Genomic DNA, 22926 nt, shown 5'->3' on the forward strand with positions numbered 1-22926 from the left:
AGTCTGATCCGTTCAGAAATGTCCGGGGACCCTGGCGCATCGGCGGTCCTACCGGGGGGAATTCGGACCCCGGTGCGCGACAGTATTTCGGCCCCTAGGGATGCTCCACCGCAGGTAGGCCAAAAGTGACGAAATTCCCGGGAAAAACCCGCAATTCAGGGCAGGTCGCGCTGTACATCAGGTAAGACATGGCTGACATCCGGGACTTCTCGCCAGGTTGGTCGATTGCCAGGCTGGCGGACGAGTTCGGCATGGACCGGCGCACCGCTGCAAAGCGGCTCCGGGAGGCCGGGGTGCCGCCATCTGGCAAGCGCGGCACCAACGACATTTATCGGCTCGCCGACGCTGCGCCCGCATTGGTCAGCCCGAGTGGTGCCAGCGGATCCGAGCAAGTTCTCGATCCGCGCGACCTGCCTCCTATGGAGCGGCGCGCCTATTACCAGTCCGAAAACGAGCGGCTCAAGGTTGAGACAACCACCGGCCTGCTGGTGCCGGCGGCCGAGGTAGAGGCCGATTACGCCGAGCTGGTGCAAAAAAGTGGTGCAGTTCTTCGACACGTTGCCGGACGTGCTGGAGCGAAAACTATCGCTGAGCCCGGAGCAGGTGATCAAGGCCCAGGAGGAATGCGACCGCGTCCGACAGTCGATGTATGAGGCAATCAGCGATGAGCCAATACGCGACCGCGCGTGAGGTCAGACTCGGTGTAGCCGAGATGATCCGGCCTCCGCGCCGGGTGCGCGTAAGCGATGGGGCTAAGTCGCTCCACATCGCGAACGCGAGCGGCGCCGCCGGCCCCTGGGATCCGCGCGTCGCGCCGTACATGGTCGAGCCGTTGGACCTGACTGCGAGTCGACTTTACGAAGCTGTGGTGTTCGTAGGGCCAGCGCGTTCCGGCAAGACGATCGCTCTCATTGATGGCCGGCTGGCGTACACGATCACGTGCAATCCGGCCGACACGATGATCGTCCAGATGTCGAAGGACGCGGCGGAGGACTACAGCAAGACCCGGATATCGCGGGGCATCGCCGCAAGCCCCGATCTCCGCAAGAGGCTCAGCCCGCGGTCGCACGACGACAACATCCTGCTGAAGTTCTTTCGGTCGGGTATGTCGCTGCGCTTCGGCTGGCCATCGGTGTCGATCCTTTCCGGCAAGGACATCCACGACGTCCTGATGACGGACGTGGACAACTATACCGGTGATTTGTCGATCGACGAGGCTTTCGGCCTGGCGCTCAAGCGCACGCAGACGTTCATGTCGGCGGGCATTTGCGTAGCAGAGTCGAGTCCCGCGGCCGATTACACAGACGGCGCGTGGAGGGCGCCACACCCGCACCACGCCCCGCCAGCCGCCGGCATCGCCGCGCTTTACATGCGCGGCGATCGCCGGCGGTGGTACTGGCCGTGCCCGAGCTGCGGCGAACGGTTCCAGGCGGCGCCCGGATACGACGGCTTCGCACTGCCGCCGCTTGAGGAGTTGCTGGAGCGCGTGCAGGTCGATGATTTGCAGAAGATGGCCCGGCAGTACTCGCTGCTGCATTGCCCACACTGCGGAGACGGGCTGTCGCACCGGTGGAAAGCCGGCATGAATGAAGCTGGCCGATGGGTGGGAGAAGGGCAGGAAATTCACCCGGATGGCTCGATTGAAGGCGAGTCGATCGACACGCGCATCGCGAGTTACTGGCTTGGTGGTGTGGCTGCGGTGTATCAGTCCTGGGAATCGCTGATGGAGCGATACCTGCAGGCGCTGCGTACCTTTGCCACGACAGGTGAGGAGAAGCCGCTGAAGTCGACGCACAACGTCGATGGCGCGATCAACTACCTCCCGATGGCGGCGCGTTCGACATCGAACCCCAGCGATATGGAGGACCGCGCCGAGACCTGGCCCGCTGGAGTCGTGCCGCAAGGTGTCAGGTTCTTGCTCGCCACCGTCGACATCCAGGGCAACCGCTTTGTGGTGAAAGTCACCGGGTGGGGGCCGGGCGAAGGCGGCGGCTTGGAGCGCTGGGTGGTCGATTGGTTCGCCTTGCGCACGTCGCAGCGCGAGGATGGCGCCGGCGGCTTCCTCGGCTTGGAGCCAGCGAAGTACCTGGAAGACTGGGAGCGCCTGGTCGACAAGGTCATCCAGCGCCGGTATCAGCTGCAGGACGACACCGGCAGAAGCATGCCGATCCGTGCGGTGGGTATCGACTGGGGCGGCAAGTCGGGAACATCGGTGCGCGCGCTGGAGTTCTGGCGTTCGCTCAAGCTGCGCGGCCTGCATTGGCGCGTCCGCCTGGTGAAGGGCGACCCGAATCGCAACGGCGCGCTGTTCCGCGAGACCTATCCGGACAGCAGCAAGCGCAAGGATCGTAAGTCCGGCTCAGCCGGCGACGTGCCGCAGCTGCTGCTCAACGTCGACAGGCTCAAAGACACCGTCGCGGCCAACGTGAAGCGCGAGCAGCCGGGGCCTGGCTTCTACCACTTCCCGGACTGGCTGCCGACAAGCTACTTCGAGGAGCTGGTCGCGGAAACGCGCACCGCCAAGGGCTGGGAGAACCTGGCGAAGCGACGCAATGAGGCGTTCGACCTGGCGGTGTACGCAGAGGCGCTCGCGCAGTGGCTGAAGGTCCCGGCAATCCGCTGGGACGCCCCGCCGGCGTGGGCAGCAGAGTGGGATCGAAATCCGGAAGTGGTCGTGGGTGAGGTGGCGGAAACCCCGCGCCCGCGCGCTCCGCGTCGTCGGGTTGTACGCAGCAAATACTTGGGACGCTGAGATGGCATTCACGCAAGAACAAATTACCTCGCTGGAATCGGCAATCGCGAGCGGCACGCTGACCGTGCGCTATGGCGATCGGCAGGTCACCTATCACAGCCTGAAGGAGATGCGTAGCCTGCTGACCCAGATGCGCAGTGAGTTCGGCGCAAGCCTTGGTGTGCGGCCCCGCCGCCGCACGATGCGCCTGTTCCAATCCGGTACGGGCAATGGCTGACTTTGAAGGAAGCTACCGCGCAGGTGGAATGGGAAGGCGCTTGCGCCTCCTGCCGCCGGTGGTGCAGGGGCCGAATGCTTCTCTGGTCAATTTGCCAACGGTGCTGGCGCGCGCGCGGCACCTTGCACGCAACGATCCGTGGGCTGTCAGCGCGCTCAACAAGAGCGTGTCGAATGGCATTGCCACGGGCATCCAGGCGAAGCCCCTGTGGGGTACCAAGGCGTTCAAGGCTGCGACGTCCAAGCTGTGGAAGCGGTGGATCAAGTACAGCGATGCCGACGGTGTGTTGGATTTTTACGGACAGCAGGCACTGGCGTGGCGGGAGTGGAAGGAAGCTGGCGAGGTCTTCGCACGGATCCGCTTTCGTCGTCTGTCAGATGGGCTACCGGTGCCAGTGCAGGTGCAGCTTGTCGAATCCGAGCAGTGCCCGCGCGGGTACTACTCAGTGGCCAGCAACGGCAATGTGATCCGCGAAGGCATCGAGTTCGATGCGATCGGCCGCCGCGTGGCGTACTGGATGTATCGCGAGCACCCGGGCGACCAGGCGATGGTGCCGAACGGCCACGAGCTCGTGCGGGTTCCCGCAGAGCAGGTGATCCACCTCTACCGTCCGCCCCGGGCCGGAGCGCTGCGCGGTGTGCCCGCATCGGCGGCGGTGCTGCTGCGCATGTTCAATCTCGACCGGCTCGATGACGCTGTGCTTGAGCGTCAGGCCATCGCCAACTTGTTCGCAGGGTTCTACAAGGTTCCCGAGGCACAAGAGGGTGAGCCTGGCGGCGCCACGCCCATGACGGATGACATGCAGACGGGCATGGATGCCGATGGCACGCCGCTCGCTGGCCTGGAGCCGGCGACGATGCAAGAGCTGCCACCGGGCTACGAGGTCCAGTTCTCGACGCCTCCCGGCGCTGGCACCGACTACGCCGAGTTCCTGCGCGGCCACCTGATGGCGATCGCCGCAGGGCACGACATTCCGTACGAGGTGCTCACCGGCGATCTGCGCAATGTCTCCGACCGCGCGCTGCGGCTGATCCTCAACGAGTTCCGCAGGGTGATCGAGTCGGACCAATGGCTTTACATGATCCCGATGTTCTGCCAGCGCGTCCGTGACGCATGGTTTGACCAGGCGGTGCTGGCCGGCCTGCTTGCCGTGCCCGGCTATGCGGACCAGCGCGACGAGGTCACGGAAACGCTATGGGTGCCCGAGGGCTGGCCCTGGAGCCATCCGGTGCAGGACGTGGGCGCAGAAAAGGCCGCCGTGCGCGCCGGCTTCAAATCGCGCGACAAGGTGATCTTGGGCGCCGGCGAGGACCCCGAGCAGGTGGACACCGAAATCAAGGCGAGCAACGACCGCGCCGACGCGCTCGGGCTGGTGCTCGATAGCGATCCACGCCGCACAAACACATCCGGCGCCGAGCAGCCGCACGGCGAAGACAACGGCAACTCAGGCGCCCCGCAGGGTGCTACCGATGAAGGAAACCCCGATGAGCAATAAGCCTGGCCTCCTCGCGCGGCTGTTCGGCCGCAGCAAGCACCCGGTTGTCGCCTCGCTCGCAACCGCCGCCCTCAACCGGCCATTGCTGGTGCACGCAGGCATGGGCGAGGCACTGATCGGCGCCTATCTCGAAGGCGCGGTGACGAGCGACGACACCCTGCTGAGCTGCGACCGTGTGGTCGTGGGGGCCGACACCAGCGTGGACAACGTACCGGCCAGCCCGGCGCCTGCCGAGAGCGTTGGGCGCGTCATCGCGGTGATCAACGTGAGTGGCGGCCTGGTCAATCGGCCGATGCCTGGCCCGAGCGGCGGCGGCCCGGTGAGCTACGCAGCTCTCCGCGACGTCTTTGACGAGGCCCTTGCAGACGACAAGGTCGACGCGATCGTCCTGCGCCTGGATTCGCCTGGCGGCATGGCCGCCGGCTGCTTCGACCTCGCCGACCACATCTACGCATCGCGCGGCGTCAAGCCGATCCATGCGCTCGTGGACGACTATGCGTACTCGGCCGCCTACGCGCTGGCCAGTGCGTGCAACCAGATCTGGGTCAGCCGCACCGGTGGCGTCGGTTCGATTGGCGTGGTCGGTTTCCATTACGACTGGAGTGCGAACAACGCGCAGATGGGGCTCAAGGTCACGGCGATCTATGGCGGCGCACGTAAGGTCGACTTCAACCCGAATTTCCCGCTGAGCGAAGAAGCGCAGGCCGACGCCCAGGCCGATATCGACATGCTCTACGGCCTGTTTGTCAGCACCGTGGCGCGCAACCTAGGTATGGACGAAGCGGCCGTGCGCGCGACGGAGGCGGGAACCTTTCGAGGCACCGCGGCCGTCGCTGCCGGCTTTGCCACTCGCCTGGGTACGTGGGACGACATGGTCGCCGAGTTGGGTACTCCCGACGCTGAGGCGCCACCGCAGCCGGGCGACGACGAAGATGCCGATGCAGCCGCTGCCGTGGCTGCTACGGGCCGCGTCGAGTTAGGCGCACCGCGACTTACGGCCTTGGCTACCGCCAGCGATGAAACCGCAGCAGATCGTGCTGCAATCGAGAGTCGCGTGGTTGCCGCGAGCACACTGCCGGCCGATCTGCAGATGGCACTTATCCGGCGCGGCCCGGTCACCGGCCAGGCGCCGGAGGATGCCGTGGCCTACGCGTCGAGCGTGCGCGATGCCTGCGCAGCGGCAATGCGCGGCGGCGAATCCCTGGCGGCGGACTACGTCGAGAAAAACACCGATTTGAGCGCCGTGCGTTCCCAACTCCTGGCTCTGAAGGCCGAGGAAGGGCGCGCTGCGCAGATCGTCACCACTCTTCCGGCGTCGGACGCCGCGAAGCGGGAGGCTGAAGTGAAGGCCTCCCTCAATCCCGCAACCATCTACCAAAAACGAGGTAACTGAAGATGGAGCTTTACATCAATGGCGTCCGTAACGCCGAGTTTCTGCTGTCCGAAAGCAACGGCCAGCGCAGCCGCGAGCTGATCGTCATTCCCGCTGGCCAGGGCAACCTGGTCGCCGGAACGCTGCTCAAGGCCGACAACACGAAGGCCGCCGACGGCGCCGACGCGGTCAAGGTCCTGTATGGCGCGGTCGACGCGTCGACCGAGGCCGTCAAGGCCACGGCGATTGCTCGCGACGCGGAGGTGCACGGGGAGCTGTTGAGCTGGGCCAGCGACACCACTGCAGATGAAAAGCTGCTGGCCGTGCAGAGCCTGGAGCAGGCGGGAATTTCGGTCCGCTGGACGTTCGTGCCGATCAAGTCGGGTGCCGCGCACCACATCGAATTCGTCCAGGTGCCCGTCGGCGGTGCCGCTGGCGCGCCCATCGGACCGGTGGTCGCGCACATCAAGGATGTGTTCGGTGCATTGGTGAACGGCAGCGCTGCATCGGTCACTCTGACCAAGACCGCCGGCGGTGGTGCGCTTACCGGTGGTGGCGCCAAGGCCGCTGTCGACGGTGTGGTGACCTGGCCGACCGTGTCCTTCAGCGTGGCCGGCACCTTCACCCTGACCGCTGCATCGGCCGGGCTGACCTCCGACGTCAGCGACGAGATCGTGATCACCGCCGCGGCCTGATCAACCCGCATTCGGCACCACTCCAGCCCCGCGAAAGCGGGGCTTTCTATTTTGCCTCAAGGAAACCAATCATGGATCTGCAAACCCTCCTGGCACTTGGTGTGCTGAGCCCTGGCGCTCTAAACGCCTATGTCAACAATCTGCCGGCGACGCCCACGCGCATCGCGCAGCTCGGGCTGTTCACCGAAGCGGGCCTGGTCGGCACCAACATCGTCAAGGTCGGCATCAACGGCGCGAAGCTGGTGCTGGTGCCGAATGTTCCGCGCGGCGCCCCGGCGCAGCCCAAGGCGCTCACCCGTGGCAACGTCCGGATCTTCGAGACCGCGCATCTTCCGCAGCGCTCGACGGTCATGGCCGACGAGCTGCTGAATGTGGTGCGTGACGATGATCCCGCGGGCGAGAGTGTTGCCGCGGTCATCAATGCACTGCAGGTCATTCACCGCCGCGACGTCGACTACACCATCGAGTACCACCGCATCGGTGCCATCCGCGGCCAGGTGCTGGATGCCGACGGTTCAGTGATCTGGGACATGTACGACGAGTTCGGCGTCGAGCAGGTCACCATCCCGTTCGGCTTGGGGACCGATGCCACCAAGGTGCGCAGCAAGTCGCTGGCGGTCAAGCGCGCCATCGAGCTCGAACTGGGCGGCGTTCCCTACAGCGGCGTACGTGTCCTGTGCAGCCCGGAGTTCTTCGATGCGCTGATCGAGCACAAGGACGTGCGCGACGCCTATGCGCGTTGGCAGGATGGTGCCGCGTTGCGTAACGATCCCCGTGCCGGCTTCGAACTGGGTGGGGTGGTTTACGAGGAGATGATCGGCGGCCTGGGCAATCAGCCGTTCATTCCGGCCGGCGAAGCGCTGGCGTTCCCGCTCGGTGTGCCCGACATGTTCATCACCCGGTTCGCGCCGGCGGACTACATGGAGACGGTCAAGGGCATCGGCCTGCCGTACTACACCAAGCTCGAGCCGTTGCGGATGAACAAGGGTGTGGACATGGAGAGCCAGTCCAACCCGATCAACCTCAACACCCGCCCGCGCGCGGTGATCCGCCTGAAGGCCAGCGGCAACGCCTGATCAAGTAGCCCGGCGCGTGATGCGCGCCGGGCTGCGCTGAGGGACGCATGAGCCAGATCAAGATCGATGTCGACGCCGACAACATGCTCGGCCGGCAGTTCACCGCGCTCGAGCGTGATCAATTGCCCTTCGCAATCGTCCAGGCATGCAATGCCACTGCATTCGAAATTCGTGAGACGTGGAAACGCACCGCGCCCCGTGTCTTCGATAACCCCGCGCCGCTGACCATCAATGCGGCGATGTACCGCAAGGCGACGAAGCAGCGTCTCTTTGCCGAGATTTTCCTGCGCGACGAGGCCTTCAAGGGCACGCCGCCGGCGAAGTACTTGCTGGCCGAGGTGGAAGGCGGTAGCCGTCGAAAGAAGGGTATCGAAGTACTGCTGCAGGCCAAGGGGCTCATGCCGGCGGGACAGTTCGCAGTGATCGGCCGCGGCGCCACTCCAGACCAATACGGCAACGTGCGCGGCAGCCAGGTGACGGCGATCCTGTCGCAGCTGCAGGCGCAACGCGACCGCTACCAGAACGAAAACCGGGAGAGCAGCGTCAGTGTGCGGCGCCGGCAATCGCGGAAAAAGCGTGGAGGCCAGTACTTCGCCATTACGAAGCAACGAGGCCGCCTCAAACCTGGCATCTACGAGCGGATCAATACCGGATTCGGCAGCGCCGTCCGAAGCATCTTCATTTTCACCAAACAGGCGACCTACAGGCCGCGCTACGACATCTTCGGGCTCGCCCAGCGCACCTGGGACAAGCTGATGCCGTTCTATTTCAACCGCGAGCTGGAGAAAGCCATCCAGACCGCAATCACCAAGGTGCAACGATGAGTCAGCGCGATTTTCTGCGCCGCTTCGATGCCACAGCGTTTGCCGTACTCAACGGCGCCGGCCTCGCGGACAGGGCTGTCTACACAGCCCCTGGCGGCGCCCAACTGCCGTGCACGGTCACCATCGATCGCGATGTCGCCAACTTCGGCGACGACGAAGCGCCGGTGAGCGCGCCACAAACGCTCGTCACTTTCCAGCGGTCAGAGGTGGAGCCTGTTCGATTTGCACGCCTGACCCTGGACGGTGACGTGTTCGTGCTCGACCAGCGGATCCGGCAGGACGAGTCAATCAGCCAGTGGGTGGTCACCAATGGATAGCCCTCGGCAGCAGCTGCGCGCCGCCATGGGCACGTGCGTGCAACGCATCACCAAGGCAAACGGCTTCTCAACCGACATCGGGCTTGCCTTCACCCTCGAGCCGGGCCAGGTGGATGCTGACGCGGCCGCCGTTTTGACGGCGCTTGTGACCAAGCAGCAGCGAGCGAGCCAGGCCGCGCTGGTGCGCACGCACCGGCTGACAACGGTGGTGGTGGTGGTCAAGGTGCCAGCCGCGCTGGACGCCGCACAGGCCGCGCTGGACGCCGCTATCTCAGACGTAGAAGAGGCGATGGCTGATCAGCAGGGGCGATACCCGGTTGGCATCGAATTCCCGCAGTACCTATCGATGGAACCCGTGAAGCCCGATGCCGGTGCCGGCTGGGTGGGTGCCGTCGTGTCCTACCAATCCCACATTCCCAAGTAACCCGCCGCCCAAGCGGCATCACCACAGAGGCAATACACGATGGACGATTACAGCTACCTGGGCAGCGGCAAGGTTCTCATTCGCGAGTTTGGCGCGGCCGCTCCCTTCGAGGAAGTTGGTAACGTCAGCGCGCTGAACTTCAGCCCGCAGACCAATACCATCACCTTGGCGGACAGCACCAAGCCGGGCGGCGGCACGCGCAACCGTGTCGACCGTGTGACCGAGGTGCAGATGGCCTACACCTTCCACGACTTCGCACCTGCGAACTTCGCCCGGGCGCTGCGTGGCACGGTGACCACTGTTGCTGCTGGCAACGTCGTTGCCGAGCCGGTGATGGCATATCCGGGCGGCTTCATTCCCCTGGCACGCCGTGCGACCGCGATCACCTCGGTGAAGAACCCTGCCGGCACGACCACCTACGACGCAGGCGCCGATTACGAACTTCGCGACGGTGGACTCTTCATTCCGGCCGATAGCGATATCCCGGCACCCGTGAACGGCGCCGCCAACCTGACCATTGCCTACTCGCATGGCGCGGCCAAACGCGTGGAGGCATTGACCACCAGCCAGAAGCAGTACGAGGTGCTGTTCCTGGGCCTCAACGAGGCGCGCAGCGGCAAGGAAGTGCGCGTGCATGCGCACAAGGTGAGTGGCGGCGTGATGGCGCAGCTGGGCTTGATCGGCGAAGAGTACGGCTCCGGCGAAGTGACCGGCGCTCTGCTGGCCGACACCAGCAAGGCTGCAGGGCTGTCGCAGTACTTCACCGTGGACATCCAGGAATGAGCGGCGACGACATCGACGTGATCACGCCGCCCAGCCGCGTGATCGCCTTTCGTGGTGAGAAGTTGGAAGTGACGCCGCTGACGCTGGCGCAGATCGGCCCTTTCATCAAAGCAACCCGGCCGATCATCGGCCGGGTCATCGTCGCTGCAAGCCTGGCCGGCGCAGGCGCCACCATTGAGGTGGCCGCGCTGATGATGGATGTGCTCGAGCAGAACGCTGATGCATTCGCAAAGGGCGGCGCCATCGTGGCAGGCAAGCAAGAAGCGTGGATCGCCGGCGCGTCGCTGGCAGATGCCGCTGCCCTGGTCGAAGCGGTGGTGGAGCTCAATGAAGATTTTTTCGGCCAGCGCCTGCCGAGCCTGATGCAGATGGCCGGAAAGGCCATTCCCGCAGTGGTGGCGACGCAGGCGGAACCGGATGGGCCGACCTCATCCACTTTCTCGTCGCCCGTGGACACCAGCGACCAGATGTCCTGACGTACACCCTGGCCCAAGCCAGGGCATTTGCGGCAGCTGCTGTACGCGATGACCAACAGCAGCTGCGGCAGCGCGAAGCATCCACGGCGCATGCCGTGCGTATGGCGATGGGTCTAGAGCCCGCCGCTTTCTCGAAGTACCTCAAAGACCTGACACCCTAAATGGCCGACCAATCCGCAAACCTGCGTGTCCGTATCAGCGCGGACGTGAACGACATCAAGCAAGGCCTTGCGTTGCTGCGCGGCCAGCTTGCCGCTGTGCAGAAGCAGGCTAATCAGCCGCTGCCCGCAAATAACCCCATTTCTCAACTGGGCATCTCCGCAGGTCAGACTGCAGCGGCCATGCGACAGCTGCCCGCACAGTTCACTGACATTTTTACTAGCTTGCAGGGCGGCATGCCGTTCTTCACCGTGCTTGTGCAGCAAGGTGGGCAGATCAAGGACAGCTTCGGCGGTATCGGACCTGCGCTTTCTGGCGTTTCCTCCGCGCTCGTTGGAATGGTCAACCCGCTGACCATCACGGCTGCCGCTGCGGCGGCGCTGGGCCTTGCGTGGAAGCAGGGCAGCGACGAGCAGACCGCCTATCAGCAAGCGTTGATTCTGACCGGCAATCAGTCGGGTCAGACGGCTGAGCGACTTGCCGAAGTGGCGGCGCAGATGGACGGCATGGCGGGCGTGACCACTTCCAGCGCCGCCGCTGCGCTGACGCAAGTTGCAGCCACCGGCAAGTTCACCGCCGAGCAGCTGGAGACGGTCGCCATCGCAGCGGAAACGATGCGCGCGGGCACTGGCAAGGCGGTGGAGGAGACCGTCGCTGAGTTCGCCAAGATCAAGGCGGATCCAGTGGCCGCTTTGCTCGAGCTCAACGAGACGATGCACTTCCTCGACCAGACGCAGCTGGACAACATCAAGACGCTGATCGAGCAGGGAAATCAGGTCCAGGCTGTCGCATCGGCCTTCAAAATCTACTCCGACACGCTCAAGGATAGGGCGGGCGATGTGCAGGAGAATCTAGGCTACATGGAGCGAGCGTGGCGTGCAGTGAAAGGGGCCGCCGCGGAAGCTTGGGACACCATGCTGGGCGTTGGCCGGCAAGAGACTGCCACCAGCAAGATCAAGCAGCTGCTGTCGAACATCGAGGGGGTCAACAGCGGTCGCGGCGTTTATCAGGGTCTGAGTGCCGATGATCGCGCGAAGATGGTCGCGCAGTTCCAGGGACAGATCGCTGACCTGCAGAAGGAGGCGAACAAGAAGCCGGTCAAGGTGATCATGGCCGGCATTTACTCCGAGCCTGAGATCAAGGCGGAGGAAGCACGCAGCAAGTTCCAGGCGGAAACCAATCGGCTTCTGGGGACAACCCTCGACCTTGAGGGCCGCATCAAGCAGATGCGGCAGGACGCCGCCAAAGAGGGCGTGACCGACGCGAAGCTGCTTGCCCAGCGGGAGCAGGTGCTGCGCACCGCAGAGGCAGCAAAGGGAGCCAGGGGCGCCAGGGGCGCCGCAAGTCTGGCCACCGCCGGCCGCTCCGCAGGCCTGCAGGTTATCAAGGATGCTTTCACCGCCGAGCAGGCTCAGGTCACCACCAGCACCAAGGTGCTGCAGGCGCAGTACCAGGCGCGCGAGGTTACGGCCGAAACCTACTACCAGCGCATGCGTGAGCTAGCCGAGCGGGGCACTGCCGCAGAAGCGCAGTCGCTGCAGAAGCAGATCGACTACCTCAACAGCCGCAACGTCGGCGGCAAGCAGTCGATCGACGTCAGCAAGCAGGTTGGCGAATTGGAGGCGCAGCTGGCCAAGGTACGCACCGAGGGCGCCGCGGCCCTGCAGGTGTTGTCCACCGAAGAGAGCAAGCTGAAGAAGCAGCGCGAGGACGCGCTCGCCTCCTACAAGGCGGCACTCAACGCCAGCACCGATGCGCTGCAGGAGGACATGGATGCAATGGTCGCCCGGGTTGGTTCGAGCGATCGCGAGTTCGAGATCCAGCAGCGCCTCAACGGCGTCTACAAGGAACAGGCGCAGCGTCTGAATGAGCTGGCCCTGCAGAAGAACGCCGGCCGCATCGACGAGGCCACGGCAGCTGCCGAAGAGCAGGCCGTGCGCGATGCAACTGAGCGCCGCGTGCAGGTAATCCGCGATGGTTACGTTCGTATGTCCGAAGCACAGGCCGACTGGGGTAGGGGCGCATCGGCTGCCTGGGCGAACTACCGAGATGAGGCTAGCAACGCCGCCGGCATGGTGGAGAGCGCGACCACCTCGGCACTCACCTCATTTGAGGACATGGTGGTCAAAGCTACCAAGACCGGGAAGCTCAGTTTTTCCGACATGGCGGATTCGATCATCGCTGACTTCACGCGTATCTCGGTTCGGCAAGGGATCAGCGCATTACTTGGCGGATTTCTCGGGAGTGGAGGTTCGGCCGGTGCGTTATCTGGATCAACGGGGACCTTTGGGAACAACGTGAACCAGTTTGTCCGCGGCTGGGATACAGGCGGCTACACCGGGCGGGGCGGGAAGTTCGAGCCCGCCGGCATTGTGCACAAAGGCGAAGGGGTGCTGAGCCAACGGGATATCGCATCAATCGGGGGCCCGGCCGCGTTCCTTTCGATGATCAGTGCAATCCGCAGCGGGCGCGGTTATGCCGCCGGCGGCCTAGTTGGCAGCACGGCAGCTCTGCCAGCTACGCGTGGGGGCGACAAGACGAGTGTCGAGATCAACAACTACTCCGGCCAACAGGTGCAGCAACGCGAAGAACGCAGCCGCGCGCCCGATGGCAGCGAATTGCGCAAACTCATCGTGGATATCGGCGCGGCAGATATCGCTAGCGGTGGTCGGATGGCTGGCGCGATTGAAAGCCGCTTCGACACCAGGACGCGCCGCTGATGGCCGCTTTCCCTCTGTACGCAGGTGTGCTGTACGACACGGTGCGCAGTTCTTTCGATCCGGCGGTGATGCGTACCGAGATGGAGCGCGGTGTGCCCAAGCAACGCGTTCTCAACACGCGTGTGCTGACGAAGCTCGCCATGACGTTGGACTTCGCCACGCCGGTTGACGCGGTGTCTTTCGAGCGCTGGTACTTCGACGACATCCGGCGCATCGGTTGGTTCGACTTCCGGCACCCGCTGACGGGCCTAATCGTACAGGCGCGCTTCGAGGGCGGCGGCATCGGCGAACTGCGCCCAGCTGATGGGGCCGATCGGCCATGGCAGCGCGATGTGGTCGTGGAGTTCTTGCGATGAGCACCTTCCTTGAGCGCCGCCAGCGCGTGACAGACGATGCCACCACCGGCCCGCTGGAGCTGCTGGAGATGACGGCGCCATCGTTCGGCGCGGTGTTGCGCATCGCCAACGACACGCAAGACTGGGTGAGCAATGGCAATACGTATCTCGGGTATCCGTTCCGCTTCACGCCTCCTACCGATTCGGCTGGACAGACGCCGCGCGCACAGCTGGAAGTGGACAACGTTGGCCGCGGCATCACCGATGACCTGGAGCATGTGCAGCCCAACGAAACGGTGATGTGCCGGGTCCTGATTACGGACCGCGCGCAGCCAGACGTGATCGCGCGGCGGTTCTATCTGCCGGTGACGCAGGTACGCGCCGCCGGCCCGCTGATCACCGCACAGATCGGCGTGGATTTCTTCATGCGGCAGCAGGCAGTGAAGCTGCGCGCCAACCCGCACACGCTGCCGGGGATCTTCTGATGCGGGCGAGTGAGGTTGAGCGGTTCCTCAACATTCCATACGACGCCGACACCTACGACTGCGCCGACCTGGTGGTGCAGGTGCAGGGGGAGCTGTTCGGTCGCCAGGTGCAGATGCCAGCACGGCGCCCGCGCGGTGCTGCCGGGCAGGTGGCCCTGGGTGAGCTGTCCCAGGCGTACGCCGTGCCAACCGAGACGCCGGTGGACGGCGATCTGGTGCTGATGTTCGACAAGGGCCAGAGACGGCCCGGGCACGTCGGGGTCTTCTTCTACCTGGCCCACGAGGGTTGGGTACTGCACACAACCAGCGCGCTAGGCAGCAGCTGGCTACACCGCGTCCGCGAGTTGCCGGATTACGGCGCACGGATCGAGGAGTACTACACATGGGTCTGATGACCACGCTCGCTAGCGATGGGCAGCTGGTGCTGACGCCGCACCCGGTCACGCTCGAAGGGCAGCGCCACATTGCGATGGACCTGCATCCGGGTGAGCGCCTGTGCGACTTCCTGCACCGGCACGTAATCGACTTGGACGAGGGTGAGTGGACGGTGTCCATCGGTGGCCGGGTCGTGCCTCGGCATCTGTGGGCCTACGTCTTTCCGAAGGATGGCCAAGTCATCGAGGTGCGTGGCGCGGTCGGCAGGAACGCGCTGTACATCGTGGCGATGGCGGCGCTGATCTACTTCACCGGCGGCGCAGGCGCAACGTGGGCCGCAGGGCTGGGTACCACGGGCGCGGTGGTCGCATACACGGCAGCCTTTGTGGCTGGCTCGGTCCTGATCAACAAGACCCTCGGGCCAAAGGTTGAAAGCCCAGCCGCCCAGAGCGCAGCGGGCACCGTCTACAGCCTGGGGGCGCCGCGCAACCGCATGCGCCCCTATGAGCCCCTGGGCTTGCTGTTTGGTCGCACGACCATCGCGGCAGACATTGCGAGTAAGCCTTACACCTTTTACGAGGGCGATGATCAGTACCTCGCCATGGTGCTCACGCCTGGTATTGGCGTAGGCCGCGTGGAGGCGTACCGCAACGGCGACACACCGCTCTCCAGCTATGAGGGCGTGAGCGTCTTCCATTCCGGCTACAACGAGATGCCGGAGCAGACTATCCCGCTCTACAGCAACGTGGACACCGTTGACGGTGGTGAGCTGCCGGACACGGCTGACTTCGTGACCCGGACCACCAGCGCCGACACCGTGCGCATCCAGATCAACCTGGAGTACGTGCTCGGCGGTGTGGGCACATCCGGCAAGAAATACAACGTGTCGGAGACCGTGCAGGTGCAATACGCGCCAGCCGGCACAGGGATCTGGACCGCTCTGGCCACGCAGATGTTCACCGGCGACAAGCTGGACGTCAGCAAGCGCGCAACGGTGTCGGCAGATGTGGCCAAGGGCCAATACGACGTGCGCGTGCGCATCCTCGGCCTGGGCAACTACAGCGGCGATAACACCCAGCGCAATGACTTCCAGTGGTCGACGATGGGCAGCGTGCAGGCGGACACCGCCACCTATGCCGGCCTGGCGCGCACCGGCATCCTGATGAAGGCCACCGGCCAGCTCAACGGCCAGCCCGACGAGTTGCGCGCCGAGCACATCGCCGCGCCGGTCCCGGTGTGGCGCAATGGCAACTGGGTGACCGAGGAAACCAGTAACCCGGGCGGCCACATCCTCAAATATGTCCGCGGCTACTTCGACAAGGATGGCCGCCTCATCGGCGGCATGGGCAAGAGCGACGAAGAGATCGACATCGCGTCGCTGCAGGGCTTCATGGCGCACTGCGAAGCGAACGGCTACACCTACGACTATTGGCTGACCGAAGAGCGCAGCCACGACGAGGTACTGCAGGCGATTGCCCTTGCTGGCATGGGGCAGACCACCTGGGCAGGTGGCCGGCTGTCGGTGGTGTGGGCCGCCGACGAGCAGCCGCTCTCGGGCGTGGTCAACATGGCCGAGATGAAGAAGGGCAGCTTCAGCGTGGACTACACGCTGGCCAGCGCAGCCGACGGCATCGAATACAGCTATTTCGACAGCACCACCAAGAAGGTCGAGACCCTACGCGTGCCGGCGCCGGGCGTGGAAACCATGCTCAACCCGGCGCGTCTCACCGGTGAGGGCATCGGCCGCGAGGCGCATGCGGCCGAGATGGCGCGCTACCACCTCGCCCAGAGCCTGTTTCAGTACAAGGACATCGGCTTTGCGCAAGATCTGCAGTACCTGTCCTACCGTCGCATGTCGATGCTGTCGATCTCGCACGACCTCACGCAGTGGGGCTTCGGCGGGCGCATCGTCGCGGCCGAGCGCAGTCCGCTGCTGGGCACGGTCACGCTGACACTGGACGAGCCTGTGCCGCCGCCAGATGCGCGCAGCGCCTTTATCGGCCTGCGCATCCCGGGTGAGGCGGTCTATCGCACGTTCCGTGTGCGCAACTTCACGGAGGCGACCGACACCATCCAGCTGGTCGAGGAATGGCCGGATGACGCGCCGCTGCCGGGCGAGCGCTATGCGGACTCAATGGTGCAGGGCGGGTGGCAGGACAACCCAGCTCACGACACGGTGTGGATCTACGACTTCAAGGCCACGCCCGGCCTGCGCGTGCGCGTGGTGGCAATCGAGCCGGAAAGCGATCTGAAGGGCGCGAGCATCAGTGTGGTGCCGGAGTCACCGGAGTTCTGGACCTACGTCAAGACCGGCCAGTACATCCCGCCGGAGAGCGGTTCCTCGCTGGCCACACGCCCGATCGTCAGCAACCTTGCGATCAGCGAAGACCAGGTCACTACCGGCGATGTCACCGCGACGGATCTGGCGGCCACCTTCGACATCACCGGCCCGTTCGATCACGCGGTGGTGTACGCCTCGGCGTCGGACGGCAATGGCGAGTTGGTGGAAGTAGCGCAGACGCGCACCCGCAGCGCACGGTGGCGCATCCCGCGCGCCGGCACCTACACCATCAACGTGCGTCCGTTCGGCCCGGAGGGGCAGCTGGGCGTGGGCGCTTCGCTGATCTACACGACGATCGGCGCCGACGCACCGCCGGTGAACTACGACCTGTTCGACGTGGAGGAGGTCGGCGGCGGCATCCGGCGCTACACCTGGGGCTTCTGGACCGACACCATCCAGTCGGCCAACTTGGCCGGCGCGGAGATCCGCTACACCCAGGCATCGGAGCAGGGTGCGCCGATGCCGTCGTGGGATGCCATGACGCCCGTGGGCGATAGCGGATACCACACCGGTGCGTTCGACTCGCCCATCCCGGCCTCAGGCACGTGGGTCTTCGCGATCCGCGCGCGCAACACCAACGGCACGTTGTCGGTGGCGGCGAAGTACATCACCAAGAACCTCGGCAAGAATCTGGCGGAGCTGCAGGAGGAGATGCAGCAGGCGATCGATCAGACCACCGAAGAGATCCGGCAGGGTTTTCTCGAAGCGGCGGCGCGGGATCAAGAGCTCGCTGACAAGCTCATTCAACAGGCGCAGGACTTGGCAAACCTGCAGGCGCTTGTCGAGGCGCCGGAGTGGATGGACCAAGCGTGGCCGGCCGGCTCGATCGTCAAGCACGCCGGCAGCCTTTATGTGGCCAAGCAGGACGTGCCGGTGGGCACGGCGATCACCGACACAGCGTATTGGTCGTTCATCGGGCAGTACGCGAGCTTGGCCGAAGCGGTAGGCGCCATCGGCGTGGCAATGCAGCAGGTCACCACCGACGTGCAGCAGGTGGATCAAGAGCTGCAGATCCTCGCGCAGGATGTGAGCGGGGTGCGGTCCAGCCTCGCGGGCAAGGCAGATGCGTCGGCGGTGCAAGCGATGAACACGCGCCTGACGCAGGCCGAGAACAATATCTCGTCCCTGTCGCAGCTGATCAGCACCGTGCAATCCACGCTGTCTGGTAAGGCAGACACCAGCGCGCTACAGGCCTTGCAATCTCAGGTGAGCCAGCAGGGCAACGAGATCAATGCGCAGAGCACAGCCATCACCTCGGTAACGTCAAAGCTCGGTGGTCGGCCGAACATCCTGCCGAATGGCGGGTTTGAGAGCGGCATTTGGACCAATGGCTCTGCGAGCGGCTTTATCGTCTCCGATGGAGCATGGGGACGCATCATGACCCACACTTCGCCGTGGAGCATTGGCATTGGTGGGCAGGCAGTTGCCTCAAGCCGCTTTCCAATCAACGCGGGCGAGACCCTGACCGTCTCCTGGGACAGCGTGCTGTTCGCCCAGGCCGGGCAAGTCAGCATGGACATTGAATGGTTCCGCGCGGATGGCACCTACATCAGCAGTTCGACGCGTAGCCCAATCATCAGGGCGACGCACAACTTCATGGATGGCGATGCACGGCGTCAGGAGCGTGCCTTTACGCGGACTCCGCCGACGGGATGCACGCAGGCCCAGGTGCGTCTCATCTGGGAAAGCATCAGTGGGTGCACCGCACTTGGCTTTCGTCGGGTCAAGATCGAATACGGCGCACTCCCCGCAACGCCCTACAGCGCAGACGCAACCGTCGTTGGTCAGGCTTCGGCCACTCAGTCGCTGACCACCCGTGTCACGCGGGCCGAAAATGGCGTCGCCAGCTACGAGGCTGCTGCGACGCTGGCGCTAGACGTGAACGGTCGTGTGGCCGGCGTTCGCTCGGTCAACAACGGGACAACTGCAACGATCGATTTTGCTTTCGACAAGGTGCGGTTCATCGGGGTGGACGCTGGGCAGGGCCGGAGCGAGATCGTCAACGGCAAGATCTACTGCTACGCGCCCAACGGCGTGCAGGTGGTGGCCATCGGAGCGGGCGTATGACGACGTTCTTACGGGTCACAGATGAGGCAACCAATGTCGTGCTGCTGCAGGTTACCGATCAGTCTGATTCGGATTTGCTCACGCAGCACATGGGTGCGATCGGGATCGCCAGCGGGGCTAACGGCTCAGTTGCGGTGCCCATCACCGGCAGCGCCAACCAGCTGTATTACTGGTTTGTCGCCGATAGCGGGGCAGGCAATGCGCTGCTGCCGTACATCACTGACGACGGCAACACGATCACCTGGAGCGCGCCGTCTGCCACCTTGACTGCCCGGGCCGGCGGCACGTTGTTCTACGGGAGGTTTTGACGTGGCATTCGTTCGCATCAATGCCGGTCCCAATCGGGTGGTGATCTCGGAGGACTGGAAGAATCTAGCTCTCGCATCCAAGCAGACCATCACGCCCAGTGGCAGCGGCGTGCTGAAGACGTGGAGCCTGACCGTGGCCGGGACCAACCCGGCGCTGGCGTTTCTGGGCGAGAGTAATGCTGTGCTCGCCCAGCGTACTCAGAGCGGCAACAGCTTCACCTTTACGGGCTGGACGACGGGTGGCAGCTTCACCGCGTACGTGTTCGATGAACCCAACTTCGGGCGCATGAAGTACTTCTGGGTCCGCAATCCTACAAACAATCAGGTCGTGTTCGACGCAACCCTCAAGTACATGAAGGTGCGAGGACTGCTGCAGGGCAATGCCAACCAGGGCGGATCTATCACGCTGCCCGCCGGCCGGACCTACGCCGCGCTCGCCGGCTCCACTGGCAACATCATGCTCGCAATCGGTGGCTTGATAGGGGGCGGGCCGCAGTGGCAGGTGCAGGTGCTCTGGCGTAAGGGTGTGGTCAACATCAACGGCAATGTCGCATCAATCTCCGCCATCGACACCGCCCAGGATCTGCGCACCGGTACCGACCGAAATCCTCAGCCACCCCCTGGCAACTACGGCCAGGCCTGGGTGCGCGCTCCCATCCTCGACGTTACAGGCTACTGACATGCTCATCAGCGAAAACCCAACCTTCGGCACGCAGACGAAAATCGTGTCCCCTCGCATCGAGATCCGATGGAACCCGGCCACCAACGATGGGCCGGTTGAGTTCCACCTCGAGCAGATGACCACCAAGCCGCACCCCGACGGCTGGACGCAGACGCTGGAGCGGTCATTCCTGCGCGTGCTCACCGTGCAGATCAGCGACCTGATCGGCCGCAGCTACGACATCACCGCTCCGGCAACGCAGGGAGTTGACCCGGCAACCGGTCAGTCTGTGGAAATGCCGGGCGAGACAGTCACTGAACTTGGCGTGCATCTGCTGCTGGGCATCAAGGCGGCCACGCGCGCGGCCTACGATGCGAACGTGGCGACACTTGACCCGGATGCAGACCCGCTGGCGCAGCAGATCACGATCATCTGGAACCCGATCAACGACACCGGCACTGTCACGTTCCAAGTCGAGGACCGGGGCACCGCCCTTGGCGTGCTGGCAGCGCCGATCGCCGACCTGATCACGCCGACATACGCCATCCGCTACCCGGGGGCTGAGGCGACGCAGGAGCTCGCAGGCTGGAAGCTCCAGGCGCTGATAAAGGCGGCAACTGACAGCGCCATCGCTGCCAGCTTGGCGACCGCCGAACCGCAGGCGGCGTGACGGTTGTGCCAGCAGGTTAGCGGCCGCCCTCGGCGATCTTGCGGACGCTGCTGCGGTCCTGAAACTTAATGCTCCAGGGCGTGATCAGATAGCCCGGCCGGCGGTAGTAGATGGCCGGGATGTGATCTTCGCGCGCGTCCTTCGCGATGCCGTTGACGAGCAGATAGGGTGCCGCGGTCTTCGGCACCTCGCACCAATCCTGGCGCCCATCGGTCTTGAGCGCCAGGGTGTATGGGCCGGAGCCCATGATTTCGCCACACACGACGGAGCGGGTGCTCACCGACGCTGCGCGGGCGCGCGGCGCGATCCGAACCACGAAGGCGTCAAGGCTCTCACCGGCAGCGGACGTTTCGCGGTGCAGTTCCGTTGCATGGCCGGATTTCATCGGCGATCGATCGGCGGCGAAGGCTGAAAGGGTGGCGCCAAGCAGCACCAGAGTGGCGGTGGCAAAAACTGGATGCATTACGTTCTCCTGATCGGCTACACCGGGCAATGCCGGCGGCGCGAGATCGTCTCGGCGCGCTACCAAGATGCTTTGCGCCTGCTCAGGAAAAAACGTTCACTTGCACTGGCGGCGCACAACCCCAGTGAGGAAAAATCCGACCCCACTTTGCGGTCCCGCCCGATATGTGCAACCCCATGCCGGTGGCAATCTACACATGCCGGACGCGGGGCCACAGGCCGCTCACCCGCGTGGCGCCTGAGCAGCGTCGGCCCGGCTCTTATACGAAACCGTCGAGGTCTTCACGCGTCAGCACGCCTAGGCGGTAGCCCCATGACGCCACCAGCTCAACGATGGTTGGCGCCTCCGCTGGGAATGCATACAGCAGTTCCGCTTCGAACTGGTTGAGCACTTCCAGTGGCTCTGAAGCACAGGCAAGCCGCTGCTGCAGTTGTTCGAAGAGGCTGGGCTGGCTGGTGTCCATGAAAAGCAGTCTACGGCGCCGCGTCTCAAGCGCTGAGACGGCCCGGCCGATACTGGTCGCATGGATAGAGCCGAACTCCGAACCCATCTGGAAAACCTCGATGCCGCGGTGCAGCCGCTGCTGAAGAGCAGCCCCGACCTTTGTCACTTCTGGCAGGCCTTTGCCGGCATGGCCGACGTCATCGAGGACGGCGCCATCACGGGCGACGATGCCAAATTCGTGTCCCGGCGGCTCGACGAGATCCTGGCCTGGCATGGCCTCGAAGATCGCGACCGCGACTGCTGAGGGACCGCGATGTGCTACTCCGCCGAGATCCAGGCCGATTACCGCAAGCTCGTGCGGCACTACGGCGCCACCATGTCGCTGAAGGAATTCGCGAAGCTGTGGTTACGCGAGAACGACGTGAAGCGGCCCAAGACCCCGAAGGCGATGGACGATGCCTTTCGCGCCGGCGGAGACGGTGGCCTGGCCGACATTGCCGCTGAGCTGGCTGCCTGGGACGCTGAGGACATGCAGAGCCTGGAGCAGGAGCTGTTCAAGCAGGCCCGGCGATTGGCCGATGCCGAGCGGGTGCTGGCCAGCGGCAAGCCGACCAAGAAGGCAGCCACCGACCAGCGCATCGCCACCACCAAGATCGAGCAGATCAAGGGGCGCATCGCGGACCTGCAGCGGACTGAGCCCAAGGCGCGGGATTACCGCATCTTCCCCGGCTACTACGCGCCAGTGATGATCTCCGAGAGCGGGCAGCGCGTCATCAAACCGATGCGCTATCAGTGCCGACCCGCCGGCAAGCCGCCGATCTACGATACGAAGTACCCCGGCACCTATAACGCCCGCCGGGACAACCTGCAGGGCTTCTGGCGCGAGCAATTCGGATACACGCACGGCCTGCTGGTCGTCGGCAGGTTCTACGAGAACGTGGAAGGGCCAGACGGCAAGAACCGCGTGGTGCAGTTCCAGCCCAGCGACCGCGAGCCCATGCTGGTGGCTTGCCTGTGGTCGCGCTGGACGGACCCGGCCGGCGAGCAGCCGGACCTGCTGAGCTTCGCCGCGATCACCGACGAGCCGGAGCCGGAGGTTGCGGCTGTCGGACACGACCGGACGATCATCAACATCAAGCCCGAGCACATCGACGCTTGGCTGAACCCAGATCCGGCGGACCTCCAGGCGCTGCAGGCGATCTTCGACGATAAGCGCCACCCGTTCTATGAGCACCGGCTCGCCGCGTGATCAACCAACTTCCCTACGCGAGCTAGCCAACATGCCTTCACGATCCGCCCACCGTGCTGCGCTCCAGCGCTCCAAAGAGCCCGGCGTCATTGCTCCCGAAGGCCTGGCGTTGCCGGGTCTGCCTGCCGCTATGAACTGGCACAACCCCGTCGTCGGCGAGAACATCAACCGGGGCGAATGGCAAATATTGCGTGTCGGTCCAGGAGGCGCAGATGTCC

Annotated in this window: 24 protein-coding genes; 22 read left to right on the forward strand and 2 right to left on the reverse strand. The window is 64.6% G+C overall.

Going from position 1 to position 22926, the window contains the following annotated elements; all coding sequences use genetic code 11:
* The first annotated feature begins 188 nt into the window (after positions 1-188).
* The 20 genes from EO156_RS10640 (at position 189) to EO156_RS10735 (ending at position 20552) form a co-directional block, all read left to right on the forward strand.
* Positions 189-653 (forward strand): DUF1441 family protein, encoded by a 465-nt coding sequence (locus EO156_RS10640; RefSeq protein ID WP_230577950.1) that lies wholly within the window; start codon positions 189-191, stop codon positions 651-653.
* A gap of 11 nt (positions 654-664) precedes the next feature.
* Positions 665-2752: a terminase gpA endonuclease subunit gene (locus EO156_RS10645; RefSeq protein WP_029828829.1), complete on the forward strand. Its 2088-nt coding sequence runs from the start codon at positions 665-667 to the stop codon at positions 2750-2752.
* Position 2753: 1 nt separating this feature from the next.
* Entirely contained in the window at positions 2754-2969 is a 216-nt protein-coding gene (locus EO156_RS10650; RefSeq protein ID WP_029828831.1) for a hypothetical protein, read from the forward strand.
* Positions 2962-4464, forward strand: a complete 1503-nt coding sequence (locus EO156_RS10655) for a phage portal protein (RefSeq protein WP_033482662.1) — start codon at positions 2962-2964, stop codon at positions 4462-4464. The genes EO156_RS10650 and EO156_RS10655 overlap by 8 nt, the downstream gene beginning before the upstream one ends.
* Complete coding sequence (locus EO156_RS10660; protein ID WP_029828834.1) at positions 4454-5857, forward strand: S49 family peptidase; 1404 nt, start codon at positions 4454-4456, stop codon at positions 5855-5857. The genes EO156_RS10655 and EO156_RS10660 overlap by 11 nt, the downstream gene beginning before the upstream one ends.
* 2 nt (positions 5858-5859) lie before the next feature.
* On the forward strand, positions 5860-6531 hold the full coding sequence (locus EO156_RS10665) for a head decoration protein (RefSeq protein WP_033482660.1): 672 nt from the start codon (positions 5860-5862) through the stop codon (positions 6529-6531).
* 71 nt (positions 6532-6602) lie between these two features.
* A complete protein-coding gene (locus EO156_RS10670) occupies positions 6603-7607 on the forward strand; it encodes a major capsid protein (protein ID WP_050595538.1) in 1005 nt (334 codons plus the stop codon).
* A gap of 47 nt (positions 7608-7654) precedes the next feature.
* Complete coding sequence (locus EO156_RS10675) at positions 7655-8431, forward strand: hypothetical protein (RefSeq protein ID WP_029828838.1); 777 nt, start codon at positions 7655-7657, stop codon at positions 8429-8431.
* Positions 8428-8748 carry a hypothetical protein gene (locus EO156_RS10680; RefSeq protein WP_029828840.1) on the forward strand — a complete coding sequence of 107 codons (321 nt, stop codon included), beginning with the start codon at positions 8428-8430 and terminating at the stop codon, positions 8746-8748. Before EO156_RS10675 ends, EO156_RS10680 begins: the two co-directional genes overlap by 4 nt.
* Positions 8741-9172 carry a hypothetical protein gene (locus tag EO156_RS10685; RefSeq protein ID WP_029828843.1) on the forward strand — a complete coding sequence of 144 codons (432 nt, stop codon included), beginning with the start codon at positions 8741-8743 and terminating at the stop codon, positions 9170-9172. The genes EO156_RS10680 and EO156_RS10685 overlap by 8 nt, the downstream gene beginning before the upstream one ends.
* A 39-nt stretch (positions 9173-9211) precedes the next feature.
* Complete coding sequence (locus EO156_RS10690; protein WP_029828844.1) at positions 9212-9955, forward strand: hypothetical protein; 744 nt, start codon at positions 9212-9214, stop codon at positions 9953-9955.
* A complete protein-coding gene (locus EO156_RS10695) occupies positions 9952-10431 on the forward strand; it encodes a hypothetical protein (RefSeq protein ID WP_029828845.1) in 480 nt (159 codons plus the stop codon). Before EO156_RS10690 ends, EO156_RS10695 begins: the two co-directional genes overlap by 4 nt.
* Before the next feature lie 161 nt (positions 10432-10592).
* The gene (locus EO156_RS10700; RefSeq protein WP_029828847.1) at positions 10593-13310 is read left to right on the forward strand and encodes a phage tail tape measure protein; all 2718 of its coding nucleotides are present in this window, start codon (positions 10593-10595) and stop codon (positions 13308-13310) included.
* Entirely contained in the window at positions 13310-13666 is a 357-nt protein-coding gene (locus EO156_RS10705) for a hypothetical protein (protein WP_029828849.1), read from the forward strand. Before EO156_RS10700 ends, EO156_RS10705 begins: the two co-directional genes overlap by 1 nt.
* Positions 13663-14130, forward strand: coding sequence for a DUF1833 family protein (locus tag EO156_RS10710; RefSeq protein WP_029828851.1), 468 nt, complete (start codon positions 13663-13665; stop codon positions 14128-14130). The genes EO156_RS10705 and EO156_RS10710 overlap by 4 nt, the downstream gene beginning before the upstream one ends.
* Positions 14130-14522: a hypothetical protein gene (locus EO156_RS10715; RefSeq protein WP_029828853.1), complete on the forward strand. Its 393-nt coding sequence runs from the start codon at positions 14130-14132 to the stop codon at positions 14520-14522. Before EO156_RS10710 ends, EO156_RS10715 begins: the two co-directional genes overlap by 1 nt.
* Entirely contained in the window at positions 14522-18913 is a 4392-nt protein-coding gene (locus tag EO156_RS10720; protein ID WP_241239506.1) for a host specificity factor TipJ family phage tail protein, read from the forward strand. The genes EO156_RS10715 and EO156_RS10720 overlap by 1 nt, the downstream gene beginning before the upstream one ends.
* Entirely contained in the window at positions 18910-19221 is a 312-nt protein-coding gene (locus EO156_RS10725; RefSeq protein ID WP_016850928.1) for a hypothetical protein, read from the forward strand. The genes EO156_RS10720 and EO156_RS10725 overlap by 4 nt, the downstream gene beginning before the upstream one ends.
* Position 19222: 1 nt before the next feature.
* Positions 19223-19900, forward strand: coding sequence for a hypothetical protein (locus EO156_RS10730; protein WP_016850929.1), 678 nt, complete (start codon positions 19223-19225; stop codon positions 19898-19900).
* Position 19901: 1 nt separating this feature from the next.
* Complete coding sequence (locus tag EO156_RS10735; RefSeq protein WP_016850930.1) at positions 19902-20552, forward strand: hypothetical protein; 651 nt, start codon at positions 19902-19904, stop codon at positions 20550-20552.
* Between the two features lie 16 nt (positions 20553-20568).
* Here EO156_RS10735 and EO156_RS10740 read toward each other — a convergent pair whose 3' ends face one another.
* Positions 20569-21015, reverse strand: a complete 447-nt coding sequence (locus EO156_RS10740; protein WP_016850931.1) for a hypothetical protein — start codon at positions 21013-21015, stop codon at positions 20569-20571.
* Positions 21016-21274: 259 nt separating this feature from the next.
* On the reverse strand, positions 21275-21478 hold the full coding sequence (locus EO156_RS10745; protein WP_026007188.1) for a hypothetical protein: 204 nt from the start codon (positions 21476-21478) through the stop codon (positions 21275-21277).
* 60 nt (positions 21479-21538) lie between these two features.
* Here EO156_RS10745 and EO156_RS10750 point away from each other — a divergent pair, with 60 nt between their 5' ends.
* Positions 21539-21763, forward strand: a complete 225-nt coding sequence (locus tag EO156_RS10750; protein ID WP_026007189.1) for a hypothetical protein — start codon at positions 21539-21541, stop codon at positions 21761-21763.
* Positions 21764-21772: 9 nt separating this feature from the next.
* Positions 21773-22708 (forward strand): SOS response-associated peptidase family protein, encoded by a 936-nt coding sequence (locus EO156_RS10755; RefSeq protein WP_033482656.1) that lies wholly within the window; start codon positions 21773-21775, stop codon positions 22706-22708.
* Positions 22709-22926 lie beyond the last annotated feature (218 nt).

Origin of the sequence: Xanthomonas sp. DAR33341 (assembly GCF_003992815.1) — a bacterium.
GTDB classification, from domain to species: domain Bacteria; phylum Pseudomonadota; class Gammaproteobacteria; order Xanthomonadales; family Xanthomonadaceae; genus Xanthomonas; species Xanthomonas cissicola.